Consider the following 18,206-nt stretch of genomic DNA (forward strand, 5'->3'; position numbering starts at 1 on the left):
ATAAATGCGGCTGGATAAAAATTAAGACTTTAGCAACCATGATCGTAGCCGAGTGCACAACCTGGAGTCAATGTTCTCGGATTATTAACCATATGGGCGTGGGCCGTAACGTCGACGCGGAGGCGCTGCCGGTCGTCCGCTTCTCCTAAATGGAACTTTGGGCGACGCGGCCGACGACAATTGTGTGATGTCACGTTTTCGTCATGTTCGGCGCGGTGACCGCGATGGCGCAATCCGGCGATTTTCCTTCAGGCCAGCACTTTTGACCCATTCGTGCCAGCCCAGTACCCGCACCGGCGCAAGGCGTGATCGTCCGCCATGCATAACGATTGTGCTTGATCCCATCGCCTTCTTGAACAGACTGGGAACCAGTCACATCTGTGACCTCCGCCGGGGAGCGGCAGCCGCCTCCATCGATCGAGATGTCGGGAAGTGCCAGGGGAGATGGAGCAGATGGAATTGAGCGCGACTGAAAAACGGGATTGTCCGGTTCAGCCGGAAGGCCGTCACGTCTTCTTCCCTTCGCTTCGCAGCCTCTCGCCGCTGATCCTGGTGTCCGCGCTGGCGCTGTCCGGATGTGGCGACAAGCCCCCGCAGCCAGCCGCGGCCGCGGCGCCGCCGGTAACGGTCGCGCAGCCGGTGAAGCGCACCGTCACGGATTGGGACGAATTCACCGGGCGGTTCGAGGCGGTCCAGGAAGTCCAGGTTCGCGCCCGCGTAGGCGGCTTCGTGAACAGCGTCGAGTTCCGCGACGGCGCCTTCGTCAAGGCCGGCGATCTTCTCTATGTAATCGATGCCCGCCCCTTTGAAGCGGTCGCAGACCAAGCCGACGGCCAGCTTTCCGATGCGCGCGCCAAGGGCGAACTCGCCAAACGCGAACTCGATCGCGCCTTGACCTTGAACCTGACCCAAGCGGTCTCCGATTCCATCGTCGATCAGCGCCGGCAGACCCTGCAGGCGGCACGTGCGGCCGAGATGCAGGCCGAAGGCGCGCTCAAGGCAGCCAGGCTCAACATCGAATTCGCCCATGTGATGGCGCCGATCGCGGGCCGCGTCAGCCGTCATCTCGTGACCCCCGGCAATCTGGTGCAGGGCAGCGATGGCGCCTCGACCCTGCTCACCTCGATCGTCTCGCTCGATCCGATCTACATCTATTTCGACGTGGACGAGACGACCTATTTGAGGAACAACCGCCTGTGGTTTGAGGGCCGGCGGCCGAGTTCGCGTGATACCCCGAACCCGGTGCAGGTGACGCTGACCGGGGAGACCAAGCCGTCGCATGACGGCAAGATGGATTTCATCGATAACCGCCTCGACGTCTCGACCGGTACGTTGCGCAGCCGCGCCGTGATTCCGAACAAGGACATGTCGATCCTGCCCGGGCAGTTCGGCCGCGTGCGGCTGATCGGCAGTGCGCCGTATGAAGCGCTGCTGCTGCCGGATACCGCGATCGCCACCGATCAATCGCGAAAAATCGTTTTCGTCGTCAAGGACGACAATACCGTCGAGGCGAAGCCGGTAACCCTCGGCCCGCTCGACGAAGGCCTGCGCGTAATCCGCGAAGGCCTCAAGGCCGAAGATCGCGTGATCGTCGCCGGCCTGCAGCGCGCCCGCGTCGGCGCGAAAGTCACGCCGAATCCCGCTCCCACTCCAGCGCCTGCCGGTGACAAGAAATGAACCTCGGCCGGCTCTCCATCAATCAGCCCATCCTGGCGATGGTGCTGTCGATCGTGCTGCTGATTATCGGCGCGATCGCCTACACCACGCTGCCGGTGTCGGAATATCCGCAAGTGGTGCCGCCGACCGTGGTGGTCACCACGCAATATCCCGGCGCGACCGCGCAGACCGTCTCCGATACGGTCGCAGCCCCCATCGAGCAGGAGATCAACGGCGTCGAGGACATGCTGTATCTCTACAGCCAGGCCACCTCGAGCGGGCAGTTGACGATCACGGTGACGTTCAAGCTCGGTACTGATCTGGACAAGGCCCAGGTGCTGGTCCAGAACCGCGTCGCCATCGCCCAGCCGAGATTGCCGGAAGAGGTGCAGCGCAACGGCGTCGTCACCCGCAAGAACAGCCCCGACATCCTGATGGTCGTGTTCATGCTGTCGCCCGACGACAGCTTCGACCAGCTCTATATCAGCAACTATGCGCTGCTGCAGGTGCGCGATCAGTTGCTTCGCGTCGACGGCATCGGCGACATCCAGATGTTCGGCGCGCGCGACTACTCGATGCGGCTGTGGCTCGATCCGGACCGGATCGCCACGCTCGGCATGACCGCCGGCGAAGTGCTGGCGGCGATCCGTGCGCAAAACCTGCAGATCACGGGCGGGCAGATCGCGGAGCCGCCGATCGCCGACCGGGCTTTCCAGCCCAATCTCACCTTCACCGGCCGGCTGAAGGATATCAAGCAATTCGAGGACATCGTCGTCAGATCCGGCTCCGACGGCCGCACGGTGCGATTGCGCGACGTGGCAAGGGTCGAACTGGGGGCCTTGTCCTATACGACCAACAGCTTCCTGCTGCGGAAATCGGCCGTCGCACTGCTGGTGACCCAGCGACCCGGCTCGAATGCGCTCGCTACCGCCAAGAACATCTCCGATACGATGACGAAGCTGAAGGCCGACTTTCCCAAGGGCCTCGACTACAATATCGGCTACAATCCGACCGAGTTCATCGCGCAATCCGTCAGCGAGCTGATCAAGACGATCTACGAGGCGATGATCCTCGTCGTCATCGTGGTGCTGGTGTTCCTGCAGGGCTGGCGTCCGGCGATCATTCCCATCATCGCGATCCCGGTGTCGCTGGTCGGCACCTTCGCCGTGATGGCGGCGCTGGGATTCTCGATCAACAACCTCACTTTGTTCGGGCTGGTGCTCGCGGTCGGCATCGTGGTCGATGACGCGATCGTCGTGGTCGAAAACGTCGAGCGGCATCTCGAACACGGCATGAGCCGGCGCGACGCGGCACTGAAGACGATGGAAGAGGTGGGTGCAGCCCTGGTCTCGATCGCGCTGGTGCTGTGCGCGGTGTTCGTGCCGACCGCGTTCCTCGGCGGCATTTCCGGGCAGTTCTTCCAGCAATTCGCCGTCACCATCGCGGTGGCAACCGCGATCTCCTGTTTCTGCTCGCTGACACTGTCGCCCGCGCTGGCCTCGTTGATCCTGGTACCGCACGCGGAAAAGAAGCCGCCGGCCAGTTGGAATTTCATCGGGCGCGGCTGGGACGCCTTCACCGGGGTGTTCAATCGCACCTTCGACCGGCTGGCGCATGGTTACGCCAGCGCGGCCAATTTCGTGATCCGGCATTCGGCCGTCATGCTGCTGCTGTATGCCGCGCTGATCGGCAGCGCCGGATGGCTGCTTTACACCACGCCGCAAGGCTTCATTCCGGCGCAGGATCGCGGCTACATCATCGTATCCGTGCAGTTGCCCGGCGCGGCGTCGCTGGCGCGTACCACCGAAGTGGTCCGGGAGATCGAAAAGATCGCGCTCGATACGCCGGGCATCATCAGGGTAGCTGCGTTCGCCGGCTTCTCGGGCGCGACCCGAACGCAGGCGGGCAATGCCGCGGCCCTGTTCCCGGTGTTCGAGGATCCGGAACATCGGATCAAGAAGGGATTGACCGCGGCTGTCATCACCAACGATTTACGCAAGCGGCTCGCTGCGATCGAAGACGCCTTCATCATCGTGATCCCGCCGCCCGCGGTGCCGGGCATCGGCACCGGTGGTGGTTTCGCCATGCGCGTTCAGGATCGCCAGGGCCGCGGACCGGAAATGCTTGCCGCTGCGACCGACGAGCTGGTTGGCGCGGCGCGCAAGGCGCCCGGCCTGACCTCGGTGTTTTCGCCGTTCACCGCCAACACGCCGCAGGTGTTCGTCGACATCGACCGGGTCAAGGCGCAGAAACTTGGCGTGCCGATTTCGAGCGTCACCGAGGCCATCCAGTCCTATTTCGGTTCGATCTACGTCAACGACTTCAACCTGTTCGGCCGCACCTATCACGTCACGGCGCAGGCCGATCTGCCGTTCCGGAAGGAAACCTCCGATCTGGCGCGGCTGCGCACCCGCAACGCCGCCGGCGACATGGTGATGCTCGGCAGCGTCGTGGATTTCAAGGACATCTCAGGGCCGGACCGCGTCGCGCGCTATAATCTCTATCCGGCGTCGGAGCTGCAGGGCGACACGCTGCCGGGCACCAGTTCGGCGACCGCCATCGACACCATGAAGAAGCTGGCGGAAGAGACGCTGCCGAGCGGCTTCGCCTATGAATGGACCGACCTGTCCTATCAGCAGGTCACCGGCGGCAATGCGGGTCTCTACGTGTTCCCGATCTGCGTGCTGTTCGTGTTCCTGGTGCTGGCGGCGCAATATGGCAGCTGGAGCTTGCCGTTCGCGGTGATCCTGATCGTGCCGATGTGCCTGCTCGCCGCCACCATCGGCGTGCGGATCATGGGGCAGGACGTCAACATCCTGACCCAGATCGGCTTCGTGGTGCTGGTGGGGCTGGCGGCGAAAAACGCGATCCTGATCGTCGAGTTCGCGCGCGACATCGAGCTTGAAGGCAAGCCGCGGCTGGAGGCGGTGATCGAAGCCTGCCGGTTGCGGCTGCGGCCGATCCTGATGACGTCGTTCGCCTTCATTCTCGGTGTGCTGCCGCTGGTGATCTCGTCCGGCTCGGGATCGGAAATGCGCCAGGCGGTCGGGGTCGCGGTGTTCTTCGGCATGATCGGCGTTACGGTGTTCGGCCTGATCTTCACGCCGATCTTCTACATGATCGTTCGTGGGCTGGCAGATCCGAAGAAGCCGAAGGATGTCGCCGCGGTGTGATCGCGGGTGAGCTTGTTGCTCCATGGTCATTCCCCGATGTGCAATTGCACATCGTGGAATCCATTCATCTACGAAACTTGCCGCCTAATGGATTCCGGGTTCGCGCTTCGCGCGCCCCGGAATGACGGAGGGAGAGATCGGATCGCCGACCAGCCCAAGACTATTGGCTGACTTGAATAGCTGGGCCGCCGCAGGGTTATAGAATATTACTGCCCTGAAATTTCCAAAACCAAGAACTGCCGGGAGACAGATATGAAATCGGGTTTGTTGATAGCCGTAGCATTGAGCGGCCTTTTGCTCGCCGCACCGGCGGCGGCGCAGGGCGTCAAGATCGGCATCCTGAACGATCAGTCCGGGGTCTATGCCGATTACGGCGGCAAATGGTCGTTCGAGGCCGCCAAGATGGCGATCGAGGATTTCGGCGGCGAGGTGCTCGGCCACAAGATCGAGATCGTCTCCGCCGACCACCAGAACAAGCCCGATCTCGGCACTGCGATCGCGCGGCGCTGGTATGAGGTCGAGAACGTCGACATGATCACGGAGCTGACGACCTCCTCGGTCGCGCTCGCGATTCATGATCTGTCGAAGCAGATGAAGAAGATCGACATCGTCGTCGGTGCGGCCACCTCGCGGCTCACCGGCGACGCCTGCCAGCCTTACGGGTTCCACTGGGCCTACGACACCCACGCGCTGGCGGTCGGCACCGGCGGCGCGCTGGTGCAATCCGGCGGCGACAGCTGGTTCTTCCTGACCGCCGACTACGCGTTCGGCCATGCGCTGGAAAAAGACACCGGCGACCTCGTCAAGGAAATGGGCGGCAAGGTGCTGGGCGCGGTCCGCATTCCCCTGAACTCGTCGGATTTTTCGTCGTTCCTGCTGCAGGCGCAAAGTTCGAAGGCGAAAATCATCGGGCTCGCCAATGCCGGTCTCGACACCACCAACTCGATCAAGCAGGCGGCCGAATTCGGCATCGTCAGGGGCGGACAGAAGCTGGCCGGCCTGTTGCTGACGCTCGCCGAAGTCCACGGCCTCGGACTGGAAGCGGCGCAAGGCCTGGTGCTGACGGAAGGCTATTACTGGGATCGCGACGACAGGAGCCGCGACCTCGCCAACCGTTTCTTCAAGCGCACCGGCCGGATGCCGAACATGATCCAGGCCGGCACTTACTCCGCGACGCTGCAATATCTGAAAGCGGTCAAGGCGGCCGGCACCAAGGACACCGAGGCCGTCGCCAAGAAGCTGAAGGAACTGCCGGTCGACGATCTCTTCGCGCAAGGCAAGGTGCTCGAGAACGGCCGCATGGTGCACGACCTCTATCTGTTCGAGGTCAAGAAGCCGTCGGAGTCGAAGAAGCCGTGGGACTATTACAAGCAGCTCGCCGTGGTGCCCGGCGACAAGGCGTTTCCGAGCGCCAAGGATTCGGGCTGCCCGCTGACGAAGTGAGGCACGTCTCTCACCATCGTCGTCCCGGCGAACGCCGGGACCCATAACCACCGGCGGCTGTTGTTTGCAGAAGGTGTCTGCCAGCTTACCTTACCGCGACTGCACGGCGTATGGGTTCCGGCGAACGCCGGGACGACGTGGGGAGGGAGTTGCGCGGTGCTCACCCCTGTACGATCCGCCACACGATCGCGCCCGACGCGCCGACCCAGAGCACGATCGCAGCTAACGCCTGGATGCCAAAGCCGCGGCCGCGCTTGGCGGCGGCCTGCGAATAGCCGAACATGTAGAGGAGGCGGCCGGCGATCCAGACCAGGCCGAGCCCTGCCGCGAAGGGGTCGCTGATATAGACCGCGAACAGCCACAGCGACGGCAGGAAGATCGGCATCCATTCCAGTGTGTTCATCTGCACGCGAAACACGCGCTCGAAATCCGGATGGCCTGACGTCGCCGGTACCTTGACGCCGAACGCGCTGCGCGCTTTCGAAACCTGAATCGAGGTGAAGAAGTAGAACAGAATGGCAAGGCAGGTGACGAGAGCGGTGAAGTGGTACATTGGCGAGTGATTCCTCTTTGCGAACGGTCCTGGCCGTCATTCCGGGATGGTGCATTAGCACCTGACCACAGGTGCGCAATTGCGCACCGGGGAATCTCGAGATTCTCAGATGTGCAATAGCACATCGTAGTTCGATGCTTCGCATCGCCCCGGAATGACGTTTCAGTACCCCGTCATTTCCAGATAGCCTAATCCCGTGTGACTCCCGCCAAAGCTGATCGGGCCTTCCCAATAAGGAAAATTCGTTCCCATCCAGCTCTTCGCATTGAGCGGCGTGCAGTCGATCGTGACGGCGAGTTTGGGAATGGCGATGCGCCATGAGGTCGGGATCTTGCGGTTCGCTATCTCCGTGTAAGCCTGCGGCGTGAAGCTGATATCTGCTGAAGCGAGCGGCTCAGTGTTGCCGTCGCGGGCGACCCATTTGCCCGAGCCGTAATGCTGGCCGTCGGTCTGGCGCATCCGGTACAGCATCAGCTTTTCGCCGGTCTTGAAATGCAGCGACAGCCAGTCCCAGCCGCTCTGGTCGGAGGCCAGCGGCTGGCTGCTCCATTCGCGGTCGAGCCAGGCCTGTCCGGTGGCATCGACAGTTTTGTCGTCGATGGTGATGCTGCCTTTCGCCGAGAAGTGCGGCTGGCTGTAGTAATAGGAGGCCTGTTCGCGCAGCGATTTGCGGCTGTAGCCGGCCTCGCCCTGCAGCACCAGCGGCCGGTCGGCATCGAGGCGCAGCGCATAGTTGAAATCGGCGCCTGAGGCTTTGAGTTCGAGCGGCGCCATGTTTGCCGGATTGACGGCGCCAAGCCCGCGCATTTCCCAGGAATCGATCCAGGCGAGAAATGGATCGGCGTCAGCGCCAGCCTGACCGACGCCGCCGCGGGCAAAGGTCTCGCTGGTGCGATGGGTGTCGGCGCGCGTCACCGCGGCATGGCCCATCCAGAGCTGCTGATTGGCCCAGCCTTCCTGTTGCGTGCCCGGCTTTGTCGCCTGCCGGAACAGGGTCCACTGCGCGCCATAAGGGACACCGTTGGCATCGGCGAGATTCGCCGTGACGTACCACCACTCGATCCGAAATTCCGGATGCGGGCCATGATCGGCGGGAAATGAAAATGCCCGGCCGGGGATGACGGCGGCATAACCACTGGCGCTTTCGCCTAAGCCGGCAAAGCCCTGCGCCAACACCTTGCTGCCGAGCGAGGCGATCAACAAGCCGCCGGCAAAACTGCGGCGGGATATCAGGCCGCTAGCGCTCATTGGCAAAGATCCTGATCAGGCTCGCCGGCTGCATCCGCGCCAGTCGCATGACCGGAAGCGCTGCCGCACAAAAGGCCGCCGCCATCGCGACGCCGACGAGCCACAGCAATTGCGCCGGGAAGACGTGGAACGGCAGACGCCAGCCAAAGGCCTTTACGTTCACGATCGCGAGCAGGCACCACGCCACCAGGAGGCCCAGCGGCAGCGCGAACAGCGCGGTGATCAACGCGACCGACATCGTCTTGAGAAGCTCGATCGCGGCCAGCCTGCGCCTGGTAATGCCGATCGCCCATAGCGGCGCCAGCTGCGGCAGCCGCGAATTGCTCAGCGTCAGCAGGCTGGTGAGGAGCGCGATGCCGGCGACGCCGAGCGTGAAGGCGTTGAGCGCCGCAGTCACCGAGAAGGTGCGGTTGAAGATGCGTTTCGATTCCGCCTTCATCGTCGCCTGATCGGCGACGTTGCGGTCGTCGAGCCCGAACTTTTCCTGCAAGGCCGTGATCAGCGCCGGAATCTGGCCGGGTGCGACGCGCAAGCCCATCCGTGTCAGGGGAACTTCCGGAAAACGTCGCGTCAGCGCGGCATAGTTGACCGCGATCTGGCTCTTGGGATTGCCGTAGTCGGCATAGATGCCGACGATTTCCAGCGTCCAGTTGCCGCCCGGCGCCGGAATGTCGATGCGATCGCCGATCGAAAGCTTCAGGCGCCGCGCCAATTGTTCGCTGACGAGGCAGGTCGTGCCGGGACGAAGTCTGGTCCAGGCGTTCGGCGCCTGATCCAGCAGTGGCCAGCTGTCGCGATAGGTGGTGTGATCGGGCAGGCCCAGCACTTCGAGCGGCGCGCCTGCCAATTGCGTGTCGGCGCGGCCGCCGGGCAGGATCGCCTCGACCTCGGGCCGTTCGCGCAGCCAATTCCTGATCTCGGTCGCCTGCGCATTGCCGGACGCGCTGATATAGACATCCGCCGCCAGCCTTCCGTCGAGCCAGACCAGGAACGTGCGATTGAAGCTGCCGACCATGGTGCCGACGCCGACATTGACCGCGAGCGCCAGCAGCAGCGCCATCAGCGCCAGCGACAAGCCCGAAAGCTGCTGGCGGCTGTCGGCCCAGAACCAGGTGCTGAGCGGGCCGCGCGCATGCCGCTGGCCGAACGCGAGCACGACTTCCAGCAGCATCGGCAGGATCAGCGCCGCGCCGAGCAGCAGGGCCGCGAGCACGGCAAAGCCCGACACCAGGGAATCGCCGAACAGCAAGAACGCGCCGGCGGCGGCGAATACGCTGAGCGCCACCGCGCTCTGGAACATCAGCCAGCGGCGCTGCGCCTGTTGCCAGGCATAGGGCTGCGCGGTGGCGAGCAGCGGCAAACGAAGCGCCTTGGTCAGGCTGGTCGCCGCGGCGGCGAGCGCGCCCAGAATGCTGATGGCGATGCCGGCGAGCCACCATTCGCGCTTCAGCGTCAACTGTCCCGGGATCTGCGCGCCGTATAGCCCGCGCAGGGATGCGGCGACGTCAGGCAGCAATGTCGCCGCGATCAGGTAGCCGCAGACGAGGCCGATCAGGCCTGCGAAGAGCGCCAGCGACACCAGTTCGATCACCATCACGCTGTTCAACATCCGCGCCGACACGCCGCAGGCGCGCAGCGTGCGCAAGGTGGGCAGGCGCTGCTCGAAGGCAAGGCCGATCGCGGAATTGACGATGAACAGGCCGACGAAGAACGACAGCAGTCCGAATGCGGTGAGGTTGAGATGGAAGCTGTCGGTAAGCCGTTCGAGATCGGTTTCGGCATCCGGTGCAACCAGACGCAATTTGTCGCCGACGACATTTTCCAACGGCGCAGGTTTGCCCTTGGCCTTGCCGATCAGCAGGCGGGACAATTGATCCGGCGTTTTCAAAAGAGTCTGCGCGATGCCGATGTCGACCACCAGCACGCCCGGCACCAGCTGCGCCTGCACGCGCAGCGGCGGTAATGCCACGCCGCCATTGGTGACAGCTGTAGCGCCCTCGGTGAGCTTGAGATCGGAAAGCGTTTCCGGCGCCACCAGCATTTGGCCGGGCGGCGTCATGAAGGCTTGCAGATTGGCGGTTTCGACCCCGGGCGCGCTGCCGACCTCGCGCGGCAACGTCACAGGCTCGATGCCGAGCAGGCGGAACGAGCGTCCACCGATCTGGATGCGGCCTTCGAGTGCCGGCGATACCGGCCAGCCGGCGCGGCGCAGGTCGACGAAGAGCTGTTGCGGGAAGGTTGGCGCATCGCGGCCGACCAACATCGCGGTCCGCGTGCCGCCGAATGTGGCGGCGGCGCGGTCATAGGACGTGCGCGCCTGCTGATTGAGTGCCTGCACGCCGCTCCATAGCGCGGTCGCCGAAATCAGGCCGATCAGCAAGGTCGCGAGCTGCATCGGATGGCGCCGCCAATGGCTCAAGAGCACGGCGAGCGTCCAGAGCGCGCGCCTCACGCGATCACCCCGGCGTGCAGATTGACCTGGCGGTCCAGCGTGGCGGCGAGCCGCGCGCTGTGCGTCACCATCAGGAAGCCGCAGCCGCTGCGCGCCACGAGGTCGCGGGCCAGCGCCAGCACTTCGTCGGCGGTGGCTTCATCGAGATTGCCGGTCGGCTCGTCCGCGAGCAGCAGCAGCGGCTTTGTTGCCAGCGCGCGGCCGATCGCAACGCGCTGCTGCTGACCGCCGGACAATTGCTCGGGATAGCGCTTGAGGAAATTCTTCAGGCCCAGACGCTCCACCAGTTCCTGATGCCAGGCATCATCGTGGCGTCCGGCGATGCGCGACTGGAACACCAGATTGTCCTCGACGGTCAGGCTCGGGATCAAATTGAATTGCTGGAATACGAGCCCGAGGCGATCGCGGCGCAGTTCGGCGCGGCCGGCATCCGAGAGTTCGGAGACCAGCGCGTTGTCGAGCCTGATCGCGCCGCCATCGGCGGCATCGAGGCCGGCGATCAGGTGCAGCAGCGTGCTCTTGCCGCTGCCGGATTCACCAGTTAGCGCGACACTCTCGCCGGCCGCGACGGACAGGTTGACGCCGCGCAGCACCGCGACTTCCTCGCCGGCGGCGCGGTAGCTCTTGGTCAGGCCGTTCACGGTGAGCACGATTGATTCGCCGTTGGTCATGCGCTGGTCACGCGAGCTTCCGGCGCGTGGGGAAAGCCGGCGTGGCCAAAATCGATGTGGCGATAGATCGAACTGACCATGAAATTCCCTTGGCGTGATGCCGTGCAACATATCAGGACCGCGATACCAGATCACGGCCTCAATATCGGGGACGACGGGATCGTGATCCGGTTGCAACGGTGCGATCAGGCGGCGCAAAGTTGCAGGGCCGCGCCTCCGGTCAAAATGCGCAGTTGCGTTGCCGGGGAGGCCATGGCTAGCATCGCATGCCGAAGTCACTGAATCGGCAACGATAAACTTGGGGTAGCAGCCATGACCGAACATGTGACGCCCAAGGGCGCCTGGAAAATCACATTTCTGCTGTTTCTGTTCATGCTGGTCAATTTTGCCGACAAGATCGTGGTCGGCCTCGCCGGCGTGCCGATCATGACCGAGTTGAAGCTCGACGCGGAGCAGTTCGGCACACTCGGATCCTCGTTCTTCCTGCTGTTTTCGATCTCGGCGATCGTCGTCGGCTTCATCGTCAATAGCGTCCAGACCCGCTGGGTTCTGCTGGCGATGGCGGTGATCTGGTCGGTGGCGCAATTCCCGATGGTCGGTACCGTCAGCTTCACCACGCTCTTGATCTGCCGCATCATTCTCGGCGCCGGCGAGGGCCCGGCGTTCGCGGTAGCGGTGCATGCGATCTACAAATGGTTTCCGGACGAGAAGCGCACCCTGCCGACCGCGATCCTGTCGCAGGGTTCCGCCTTCGGCGTGATCCTCGCGGTGCCCGCGCTGAACTGGATCATCGTCAATCACAGCTGGCACTATGCGTTCGGCGCGCTCGGCGTGGTCGGCCTGATGTGGGTGGTGGCGTGGCTGATCATGGGCAAGGAAGGCCCGCTGGTGCAGACGGTAACGATGGCCGCCAACGATCCGCGCGTTCCCTATTTCCAGCTCCTGACCTCGCGCACCTTCATCGGCTGCTGTGCCGCGACCTTCGGGGCGTATTGGGCGCTGTCGCTCGGCCTCACCTGGTTCACGCCCTTCATCGTGCAGGGGCTCGGCTTCTCGCAAAAGGATGCGGGTTGGGTTTCGGTGCTGCCCTGGGTGTTCGGCGCGGTGATCGTGCTGCTCACCGGCTGGATTTCGCAGGTGATGCTGACGCGGGGCTTTACCACCCGCGGCGCGCGCGGCGTGCTGGGATCGGTGCCGCTGATCATCGGCGGCCTGATTCTCGCGATGATGCCCTATTCCGCGCCGGGCGGAGTGATGGTTGCGCTGCTCGTGGTCGGTACCGGGTTGAGCGGTTCGATCTACGTGGTCTGTCCGCCGATGCTCGGCGAGTTCACGCCGGTGCAGCAGCGCGGCGCCGTGATTGCGATCTATGGCGCGATCTACACGCTGGCGGGCATTATCGCTCCCCTGGTGATGGGAAGCGTCATCAAGCACGCGGCAACGCCGCTCGACGGCTATCTGACCGGCTTCACCATCAACGCGGTCGTTATGGTGTCGTCGGGACTGCTCGGCCTGCTGCTGCTGTGGCCTAACAGCGAGCGGGCGCGGCTGCTGGCTCAGGCCGCACAACCGAAGTTCGCGTGAGCCAATGGCCCGCTACAAGCTGCATTGCATCGGCGCCTCGGGCAATTCCTACAAGCTGGCGCTGTACATGAACTGCGCCGGCCTCGACTGGGAGCCGGTCGGGGTCGATTTCGCGGGCGGTGCGACCCGCGATCCGAACTGGCGCGCCGGCACCAATGCGATGGGCGAGGTGCCCGTGCTCGAAGTCGACGGGCAGTTGATGTCGCAATCGGGTGCGATCCTGGTCTGGCTTGCGGAAACCACCGGCCATTTCGCGCCCGCCGCCGACGAGCGATACGAAGCCTTGCGCTGGATCATGTTTGATAATCACAAGTTCACCAACAACCATGCAATGCACCGGTTTCAGCGATCTTTCATGCCGGAGCCGGTGCATCCGGCGATCCTTTCGTTCCTGCGCGCGCGGACCGAGTCGAGTTTTGCAATCGCCGACAAACACCTCAGGGATCGCGCCTTCATGCTGGGCGACCGGCCGACCATCGTGGATTTCTCGCTGGCCGGGTATGTCTATTATCCGCCGGAAGAGACAGGCTTCGACATCGCAGCGGATTATCCGGCGCTGGATGCCTGGCGGAAGCGCCTTGCGGCGCTGCCGGGCTGGAAGCCGCCCTATGAGCTGATGCCGCTGGGATCGGATCTGCGGCTGACGATGAACCGGCCGGCATAGCGGGCGTTGGGAGACGGCCATGGGGATCAAAAGTTTTAGCGGCGTGCCCGTGGCGGCGCTTGCGTTCGCGCTGTTGTTGGCGCTGCCGATGGCCATCGGTTTCACAGGCACCGTGATGGCGCAGGGTACGCTCACGAAGACGCAATCGGACGCGCTCAATGCGTACAATGATGCGGTAAAGAACTTCGAGGCGATCCTCGTACAGCGGCGCGCGCAGATCAATGCGAAGCAACCGCTGCCGAACCTGCCGGGACAGGCGCTCTATCTGGCGCGCAACAAGATGCTGAGCGCCTACAAGGATCTCACCGACGTGCTGCCGTCCAAAATCGGTGGGCCCAACAAATACGAAATCCCGCCGGCCTATTTCAACGTGGCTACCGAGCCGCTGCTCGACGAGTACCGGAAGCTTTTCGATGTGATGCAGGCGCCGCCCGCCAACGCGCAAAAATCAGATATCCCGTTCAAGGACGTCGTCGATCTGGGAACGGCGATTGCTCGCGCCAAAGGCCTCGATGCTGTCAATGCCGAGGCGGCAGGCCGGATCAGCCTCGGGCTGTTCTTTGCCGAGACCAATGGCAATCAAACCATCGGCAATGCGCGCTCGAACAAATACAAGGGCAGCCTGCAAACGGGCACATCGGAAGATCTGAACGGCCGCAGGAAGTGGGCGGCGATAAAACCGTCGATCGCAGCTTTCGATCCTGCGCTGATCCAGCGCGACGACAAAGAGGAGGCGCGGGCCGGCAATATGGATCACCGGTTCAACCACTGGACCTCGGTGCGGGATGCCCTGATGAACGCGCATGCGGAAGTTTTTCCGCAGGTGCCGGCAATCGTGAAAACGCTGCCGGATCCGATCGATCAGATGAAGCTGTTCGAGCTGATCCAGATTATTCCCGCGCCGACCAAATCCGCGCTTAAGTCGGGCAATTTACTCAACTACCGGATTTCCGATCCTGTCATCATGGGATTCTTGCGGAACAACAGCGTTTTCACCTTTGGACAGGCCGACAGGGCGCGGACGTCTGCAACCATGCGCGAAATCCTCGATGCGATGTGGCTGTTCAATGCCAAATTCGAACAGGCGCTTGCCGTGTTCAAGGAGATCAAGGCGGGGCAAAAGGTTTGAAGCCGGCCGGTGGAACCTTGCAACCGGTAACTCATGCTTCATACTCCCGGCCGATGCTGTCCGATGCGGTCATGAAGCGCGCATAGAAGTCACTCTGGGGGAGAGTGGGGATTGCCGTCGTCAGGGAAAACATTCGACCAGTCAGGCTTTGGCGGTTGGCCCCGCCGCCGCACCACCGCCGCCGCGATGGTCGCCTTGCTGCTTCTGCCGGTCGAGGTCAGCCATGCCGGCTGGCTGTCGGACGTCTTCAAGGGCACGTCAAAGCAGGCTCAATCGCCAAAGCGTCAGGCGCCAAAGCAGAGTCCATCGCCAAAGCGCGCCGCCGCGCCAAAGCCGGCCGCTGCAAAGCCTGCCAGGGTAGCGAAGCCTGCCGCCGCGCCCAAGCACCGCACGGCGAAGGCTGTTGCCCCAAAGGCGACGGCCAAGCCGTCGGTTTCGAAGACGGTCGCAACCACCTGCGAACCGTCAAAGTTCCGGATCGTTCTGGATGTGGGGCATACCGCCCAATCGGAAGGCGCGATCAGCGCCCGCAACGTTTCCGAGTTCGTCTACAATCTGCGGCTGACGCAGCGGATCGAAGAGAAACTGAAGGCCGAAGGCTTTACCGAGACGAAGTTACTGCTGACCGAAGGCAAGGCGAGGGCCAGCCTGGTCAAGCGCGTCGCCGCAGCGAACAATCTGCCCGCGAATCTGTTCCTGTCGATCCACCATGACTCGGTGCCCAAGAAATTCCTGGAGGACTGGGAATTCGGCGGCAGGAAAAGCCGTTTCAGCGACCGCTTCAGCGGCTATTCCGTTTTCGTTTCCAGCAACAACCCGGAATACAAGGCGAGCCTCTCGATCGCCGAGCTGCTGGCGAAGGAAATGAAGGCCCAGGGCCTGAAATATGCCGAGCAATATTCGCAGCCCATCATGGGCCGCTACCAGCATCCGCTGCTGAACAAGGAAACCGGTGTCTACAGCTATGACAAGCTCATCGTGCTGAAAAAGACCAGGATGGCTGCCGTGCTGCTGGAGGCGGGCTCGATCATCAACCGGGACGAAGAGCTCCAGATGGACTCAGCCGAACGCCGGGACATCATCAGCAGCGGTGTCGCCGCGGCCATCAAGGAATATTGCGATCGTCGATGGGGCATCCTCGGTCCGCTCTGATGGCGACGACCGGAGTTGGCCGGAAGCCCTGCGTCAGCGGGGAGCGCTGGGGATAATCGAAGCGCCGGGCAGCGAATTGATTTCGCTGTCGATGGGGATGCTCCCGGACCGCTGGGTGTAGCCGAATCCGAGTGACAGGCTAAGATTCGGCGCCGGCTGAAATTCGATGCCGGCATTCGCGCGATAGCCCGGCAATGTGCCGGACTTCTTGTCGAACGCCGCAAACGGACCGCCGATGCCGCTATCGTATTTCAAGGTTTCGAACCCGGCATAGAGCGAAACGGGTAACCCGCCCGGGCTTCCGAAATTGTAGCCGGCCTGCATACCCTCGTAACGGAGCGAGCCGAAATTGCCGAACGCTCCAGCCTGGTTGATGCCGTTCCAGTTCATTCCCGCAGGAATGCTGGTGCCGCTGATAAACATGCCGTTCTGGAAATTGTAGCGCGTCGGGGAGTCCTGGTCGGAGGGCAGGGTCCCGCCAAAGCCGAGGGGCCAACTCGGGCTCCAATATGGCACGGGGGCGGCCTGGGCATGGGCCGTCCGCCCGCCCAGACAGAGCGCCGCCAGGACGAGCGCGAGACCTAATCTGCCTGTAAAAATCGACATTCGTACCATCGCCAAATTCCCTCAAATTATACCCTCCGGGTATGGGGAATGCCAGCACGGCGCGTATCGACAGCGTATCGATACTTGGGTTCATGCTTGGGTTCAGGATGGAACCGATGTACTTGGTACCGGTCAATTTGTTAGTATTCGAAGAACCTCTCCAGCCAAGGATATCCGCGTGCAAAAGTTCGAACCGCTTCGTCAGGTCAACCCCGTTTCAGGCTATGGCAAAAACGACGTTCTGGTCATTTTCGGCGAGGTCTTTGCCCGAGGTTACGTCAACGGCCTGATCGATGAAGCCAAGAAGGCCGGGATGACAGTCATCTATGGCACGGTCGGACGCCGCGATGAAAATGAGCAGCTGCGGCCTTTGACAGCGGAAGAGTTGGCCGAGAAAGACCAGCCGCTGGTCAACGTTCCCTTGGAATGCGGATTCGATCTGGCAAAATCGAGCAAGGGTCTCAGCCCATGCGACCAGCTCAAGGGTTTAAAACTCAGCGAGTGGGACAAGGCCACGGTTGATCTTGCGCAGGTGGAAGAGTCGCGCAAAGCCGGCCGCGAAAATTTTCGCGTGCGCGTGCAGCAATATCTGGTCGAGTTGCAAAAGCAAATTCCCGATGGCGCCAAGGTCCTGATCGCTCACACCATGGCCGGCGGAGTTCCGCGCGCGAAGATCATGATGCCCGTGATGAACCGGGTCTTCAAAGGGACCGCGACCTCTTCCAAGGAATTTTGGGAAGGCGACCTCGGCCGGCTCTGCGAAATGAGCTTTATGGATGTGAGCGCGAATAGCCTTTCGGATCTGATCGAACTGAGTTCCGGGCTGCGCGACAGCGTCGCCAAGAACGGCGGTCAGGTTTCTTACGTGGCCTACGGCTATCATGGCACCGAGATCCTTATTGCCGGCGAGTATCACTGGCAGAGCTACTCACCCTACCTGCAGGGTTTCGCGAAAATCGAACTCGAGAATATCGCGCGGCGCGCGACCGCGGATGGCGTGAAAGCGAGTGTCTTCAATGCGCCGGAGATACTGACCAATTCAAGCTCGATATTTCTGGGTGTTGAAGTGGCGCTCTATCCGCTTCTCGCCGCCTTCAAAAAAGAGGCGCCCGATCATCCGGTTACCAAAAAACTTCTGGCCGAGTGTTCTGACCTGCTGAAGCCCGAGCACAGCCTTGAGGCACTGATCGAGCTCACCGACAATTATTTCCGGTCAGACATTATTCAGCGCTGGACCAAGTTCGAACAATGGCCGCAGCACAATGGTCCCGAGCAGATGGAATTGATGCACGCCACGTCGAAAGCAATTATCGACATGCACAAGGACGGCCGCAAGCTTCTCACGGCGGCGCTGAGCGAAATCGTGTTCAAGGCCTGCGGATACGCCATGCTGCATGAGGCATTGAATCCCCGCCAATCCGTATGGTGGGTCGGTCATCAGTTCGTGACTGAGGCTGCGACCAAGGCCTGACGCGCCGAGGCGCCAAACTTCGGTTGTGACACCCCTGCGCCCCCGCGCAGCGGTTTGCCCGGGCGTGCGCCTGTGCCTTGCGATCACCCCGATTTGAGCGATCCTGATGCCGTCACAGATTGCGGCGCTGCGTTCCGCCCTACACATGGGAAGCGGGGTAGCTGATCAAACGGGGTAGCTGATTAAAGGATATTTGCGATGCGTTTTGTGTTGGCCCTAGGTGTTTTGATCGCCTTTAGTGCTTCTGCCAGCGCCGCAAAGAAGGTGCATCACGCCAAGCCGCGACATGTCATTGTCCGTCCCGTCCAGCCTGTGGACCCGCGCTTCCCGCCCGTGCTGCAGGACCAGACCCCGAGCTACAATGATCCGTCCAAGTTTGGCGGCGCCTGATCTGCGACGAGTTG

Annotated in this window: 14 protein-coding genes; 9 read left to right on the forward strand and 5 right to left on the reverse strand. The window is 62.6% G+C overall.

Going from position 1 to position 18,206, the window contains the following annotated elements; all coding sequences use genetic code 11:
• Nucleotides 1–453: 453 nt before the first annotated feature.
• From JQ611_RS01695 to JQ611_RS01705, 3 genes are all read left to right on the forward strand, one after another.
• The gene (locus JQ611_RS01695; protein ID WP_212267306.1) at nt 454–1,677 is read left to right on the forward strand and encodes an efflux RND transporter periplasmic adaptor subunit; all 1,224 of its coding nucleotides are present in this window, start codon (nt 454–456) and stop codon (nt 1,675–1,677) included.
• Nucleotides 1,674–4,829, forward strand: a complete 3,156-nt coding sequence (locus tag JQ611_RS01700) for an efflux RND transporter permease subunit (protein WP_212267309.1) — start codon at nt 1,674–1,676, stop codon at nt 4,827–4,829. The genes JQ611_RS01695 and JQ611_RS01700 overlap by 4 nt, the downstream gene beginning before the upstream one ends.
• A 252-nt stretch (nt 4,830–5,081) precedes the next feature.
• Nucleotides 5,082–6,272, forward strand: a complete 1,191-nt coding sequence (locus tag JQ611_RS01705; RefSeq protein ID WP_212267312.1) for an ABC transporter substrate-binding protein — start codon at nt 5,082–5,084, stop codon at nt 6,270–6,272.
• Between the two features lie 160 nt (nt 6,273–6,432).
• On the opposite strand, the gene JQ611_RS01710 is transcribed toward JQ611_RS01705, so the two are convergent.
• From JQ611_RS01710 to JQ611_RS01725, 4 genes are all read right to left on the reverse strand, one after another.
• On the reverse strand, nt 6,433–6,825 hold the full coding sequence (locus JQ611_RS01710; RefSeq protein ID WP_212390802.1) for an MAPEG family protein: 393 nt from the start codon (nt 6,823–6,825) through the stop codon (nt 6,433–6,435).
• 162 nt (nt 6,826–6,987) lie between these two features.
• Nucleotides 6,988–8,073: a lipocalin-like domain-containing protein gene (locus tag JQ611_RS01715; protein WP_212464338.1), complete on the reverse strand. Its 1,086-nt coding sequence runs from the start codon at nt 8,071–8,073 to the stop codon at nt 6,988–6,990.
• Nucleotides 8,063–10,525: an ABC transporter permease gene (locus JQ611_RS01720; protein WP_212464339.1), complete on the reverse strand. Its 2,463-nt coding sequence runs from the start codon at nt 10,523–10,525 to the stop codon at nt 8,063–8,065. The genes JQ611_RS01715 and JQ611_RS01720 overlap by 11 nt, the downstream gene beginning before the upstream one ends.
• The gene (locus tag JQ611_RS01725; protein WP_212464340.1) at nt 10,522–11,196 is read right to left on the reverse strand and encodes an ABC transporter ATP-binding protein; all 675 of its coding nucleotides are present in this window, start codon (nt 11,194–11,196) and stop codon (nt 10,522–10,524) included. Before JQ611_RS01725 ends, JQ611_RS01720 begins: the two co-directional genes overlap by 4 nt.
• 312 nt (nt 11,197–11,508) lie before the next feature.
• Between JQ611_RS01725 and JQ611_RS01730 the strand changes: the two genes are divergently transcribed.
• From JQ611_RS01730 to JQ611_RS42640, 4 genes are all read left to right on the forward strand, one after another.
• Nucleotides 11,509–12,780 (forward strand): MFS transporter, encoded by a 1,272-nt coding sequence (locus JQ611_RS01730; protein ID WP_212464341.1) that lies wholly within the window; start codon nt 11,509–11,511, stop codon nt 12,778–12,780.
• Between the two features lie 4 nt (nt 12,781–12,784).
• A complete protein-coding gene (locus JQ611_RS01735; protein ID WP_212464342.1) occupies nt 12,785–13,444 on the forward strand; it encodes a glutathione S-transferase family protein in 660 nt (219 codons plus the stop codon).
• Nucleotides 13,445–13,463: 19 nt separating this feature from the next.
• Nucleotides 13,464–14,573 (forward strand): hypothetical protein, encoded by a 1,110-nt coding sequence (locus JQ611_RS01740; RefSeq protein WP_212464343.1) that lies wholly within the window; start codon nt 13,464–13,466, stop codon nt 14,571–14,573.
• Nucleotides 14,574–14,684: 111 nt separating this feature from the next.
• A complete protein-coding gene (locus tag JQ611_RS42640; protein WP_312011804.1) occupies nt 14,685–15,725 on the forward strand; it encodes an N-acetylmuramoyl-L-alanine amidase in 1,041 nt (346 codons plus the stop codon).
• A 33-nt stretch (nt 15,726–15,758) separates the two neighbouring features.
• Here JQ611_RS42640 and JQ611_RS01750 read toward each other — a convergent pair whose 3' ends face one another.
• Nucleotides 15,759–16,331, reverse strand: coding sequence for an outer membrane protein (locus JQ611_RS01750; RefSeq protein WP_212267329.1), 573 nt, complete (start codon nt 16,329–16,331; stop codon nt 15,759–15,761).
• Nucleotides 16,332–16,509: 178 nt separating this feature from the next.
• Between JQ611_RS01750 and JQ611_RS01755 the strand changes: the two genes are divergently transcribed.
• Nucleotides 16,510–17,802 (forward strand): enoyl-acyl carrier protein reductase FabMG, encoded by a 1,293-nt coding sequence (locus JQ611_RS01755; protein WP_212267331.1) that lies wholly within the window; start codon nt 16,510–16,512, stop codon nt 17,800–17,802.
• Nucleotides 17,803–18,000: 198 nt separating this feature from the next.
• Nucleotides 18,001–18,192: a hypothetical protein gene (locus JQ611_RS01760; protein WP_212267333.1), complete on the forward strand. Its 192-nt coding sequence runs from the start codon at nt 18,001–18,003 to the stop codon at nt 18,190–18,192.
• The last annotated feature ends 14 nt before the right edge of the window (nt 18,193–18,206 follow it).

The sequence above is a fragment of the Bradyrhizobium sp. AUGA SZCCT0182 genome, assembly GCF_018130185.1.
Classification (GTDB): Bacteria; Pseudomonadota; Alphaproteobacteria; order Rhizobiales; family Xanthobacteraceae; genus Bradyrhizobium.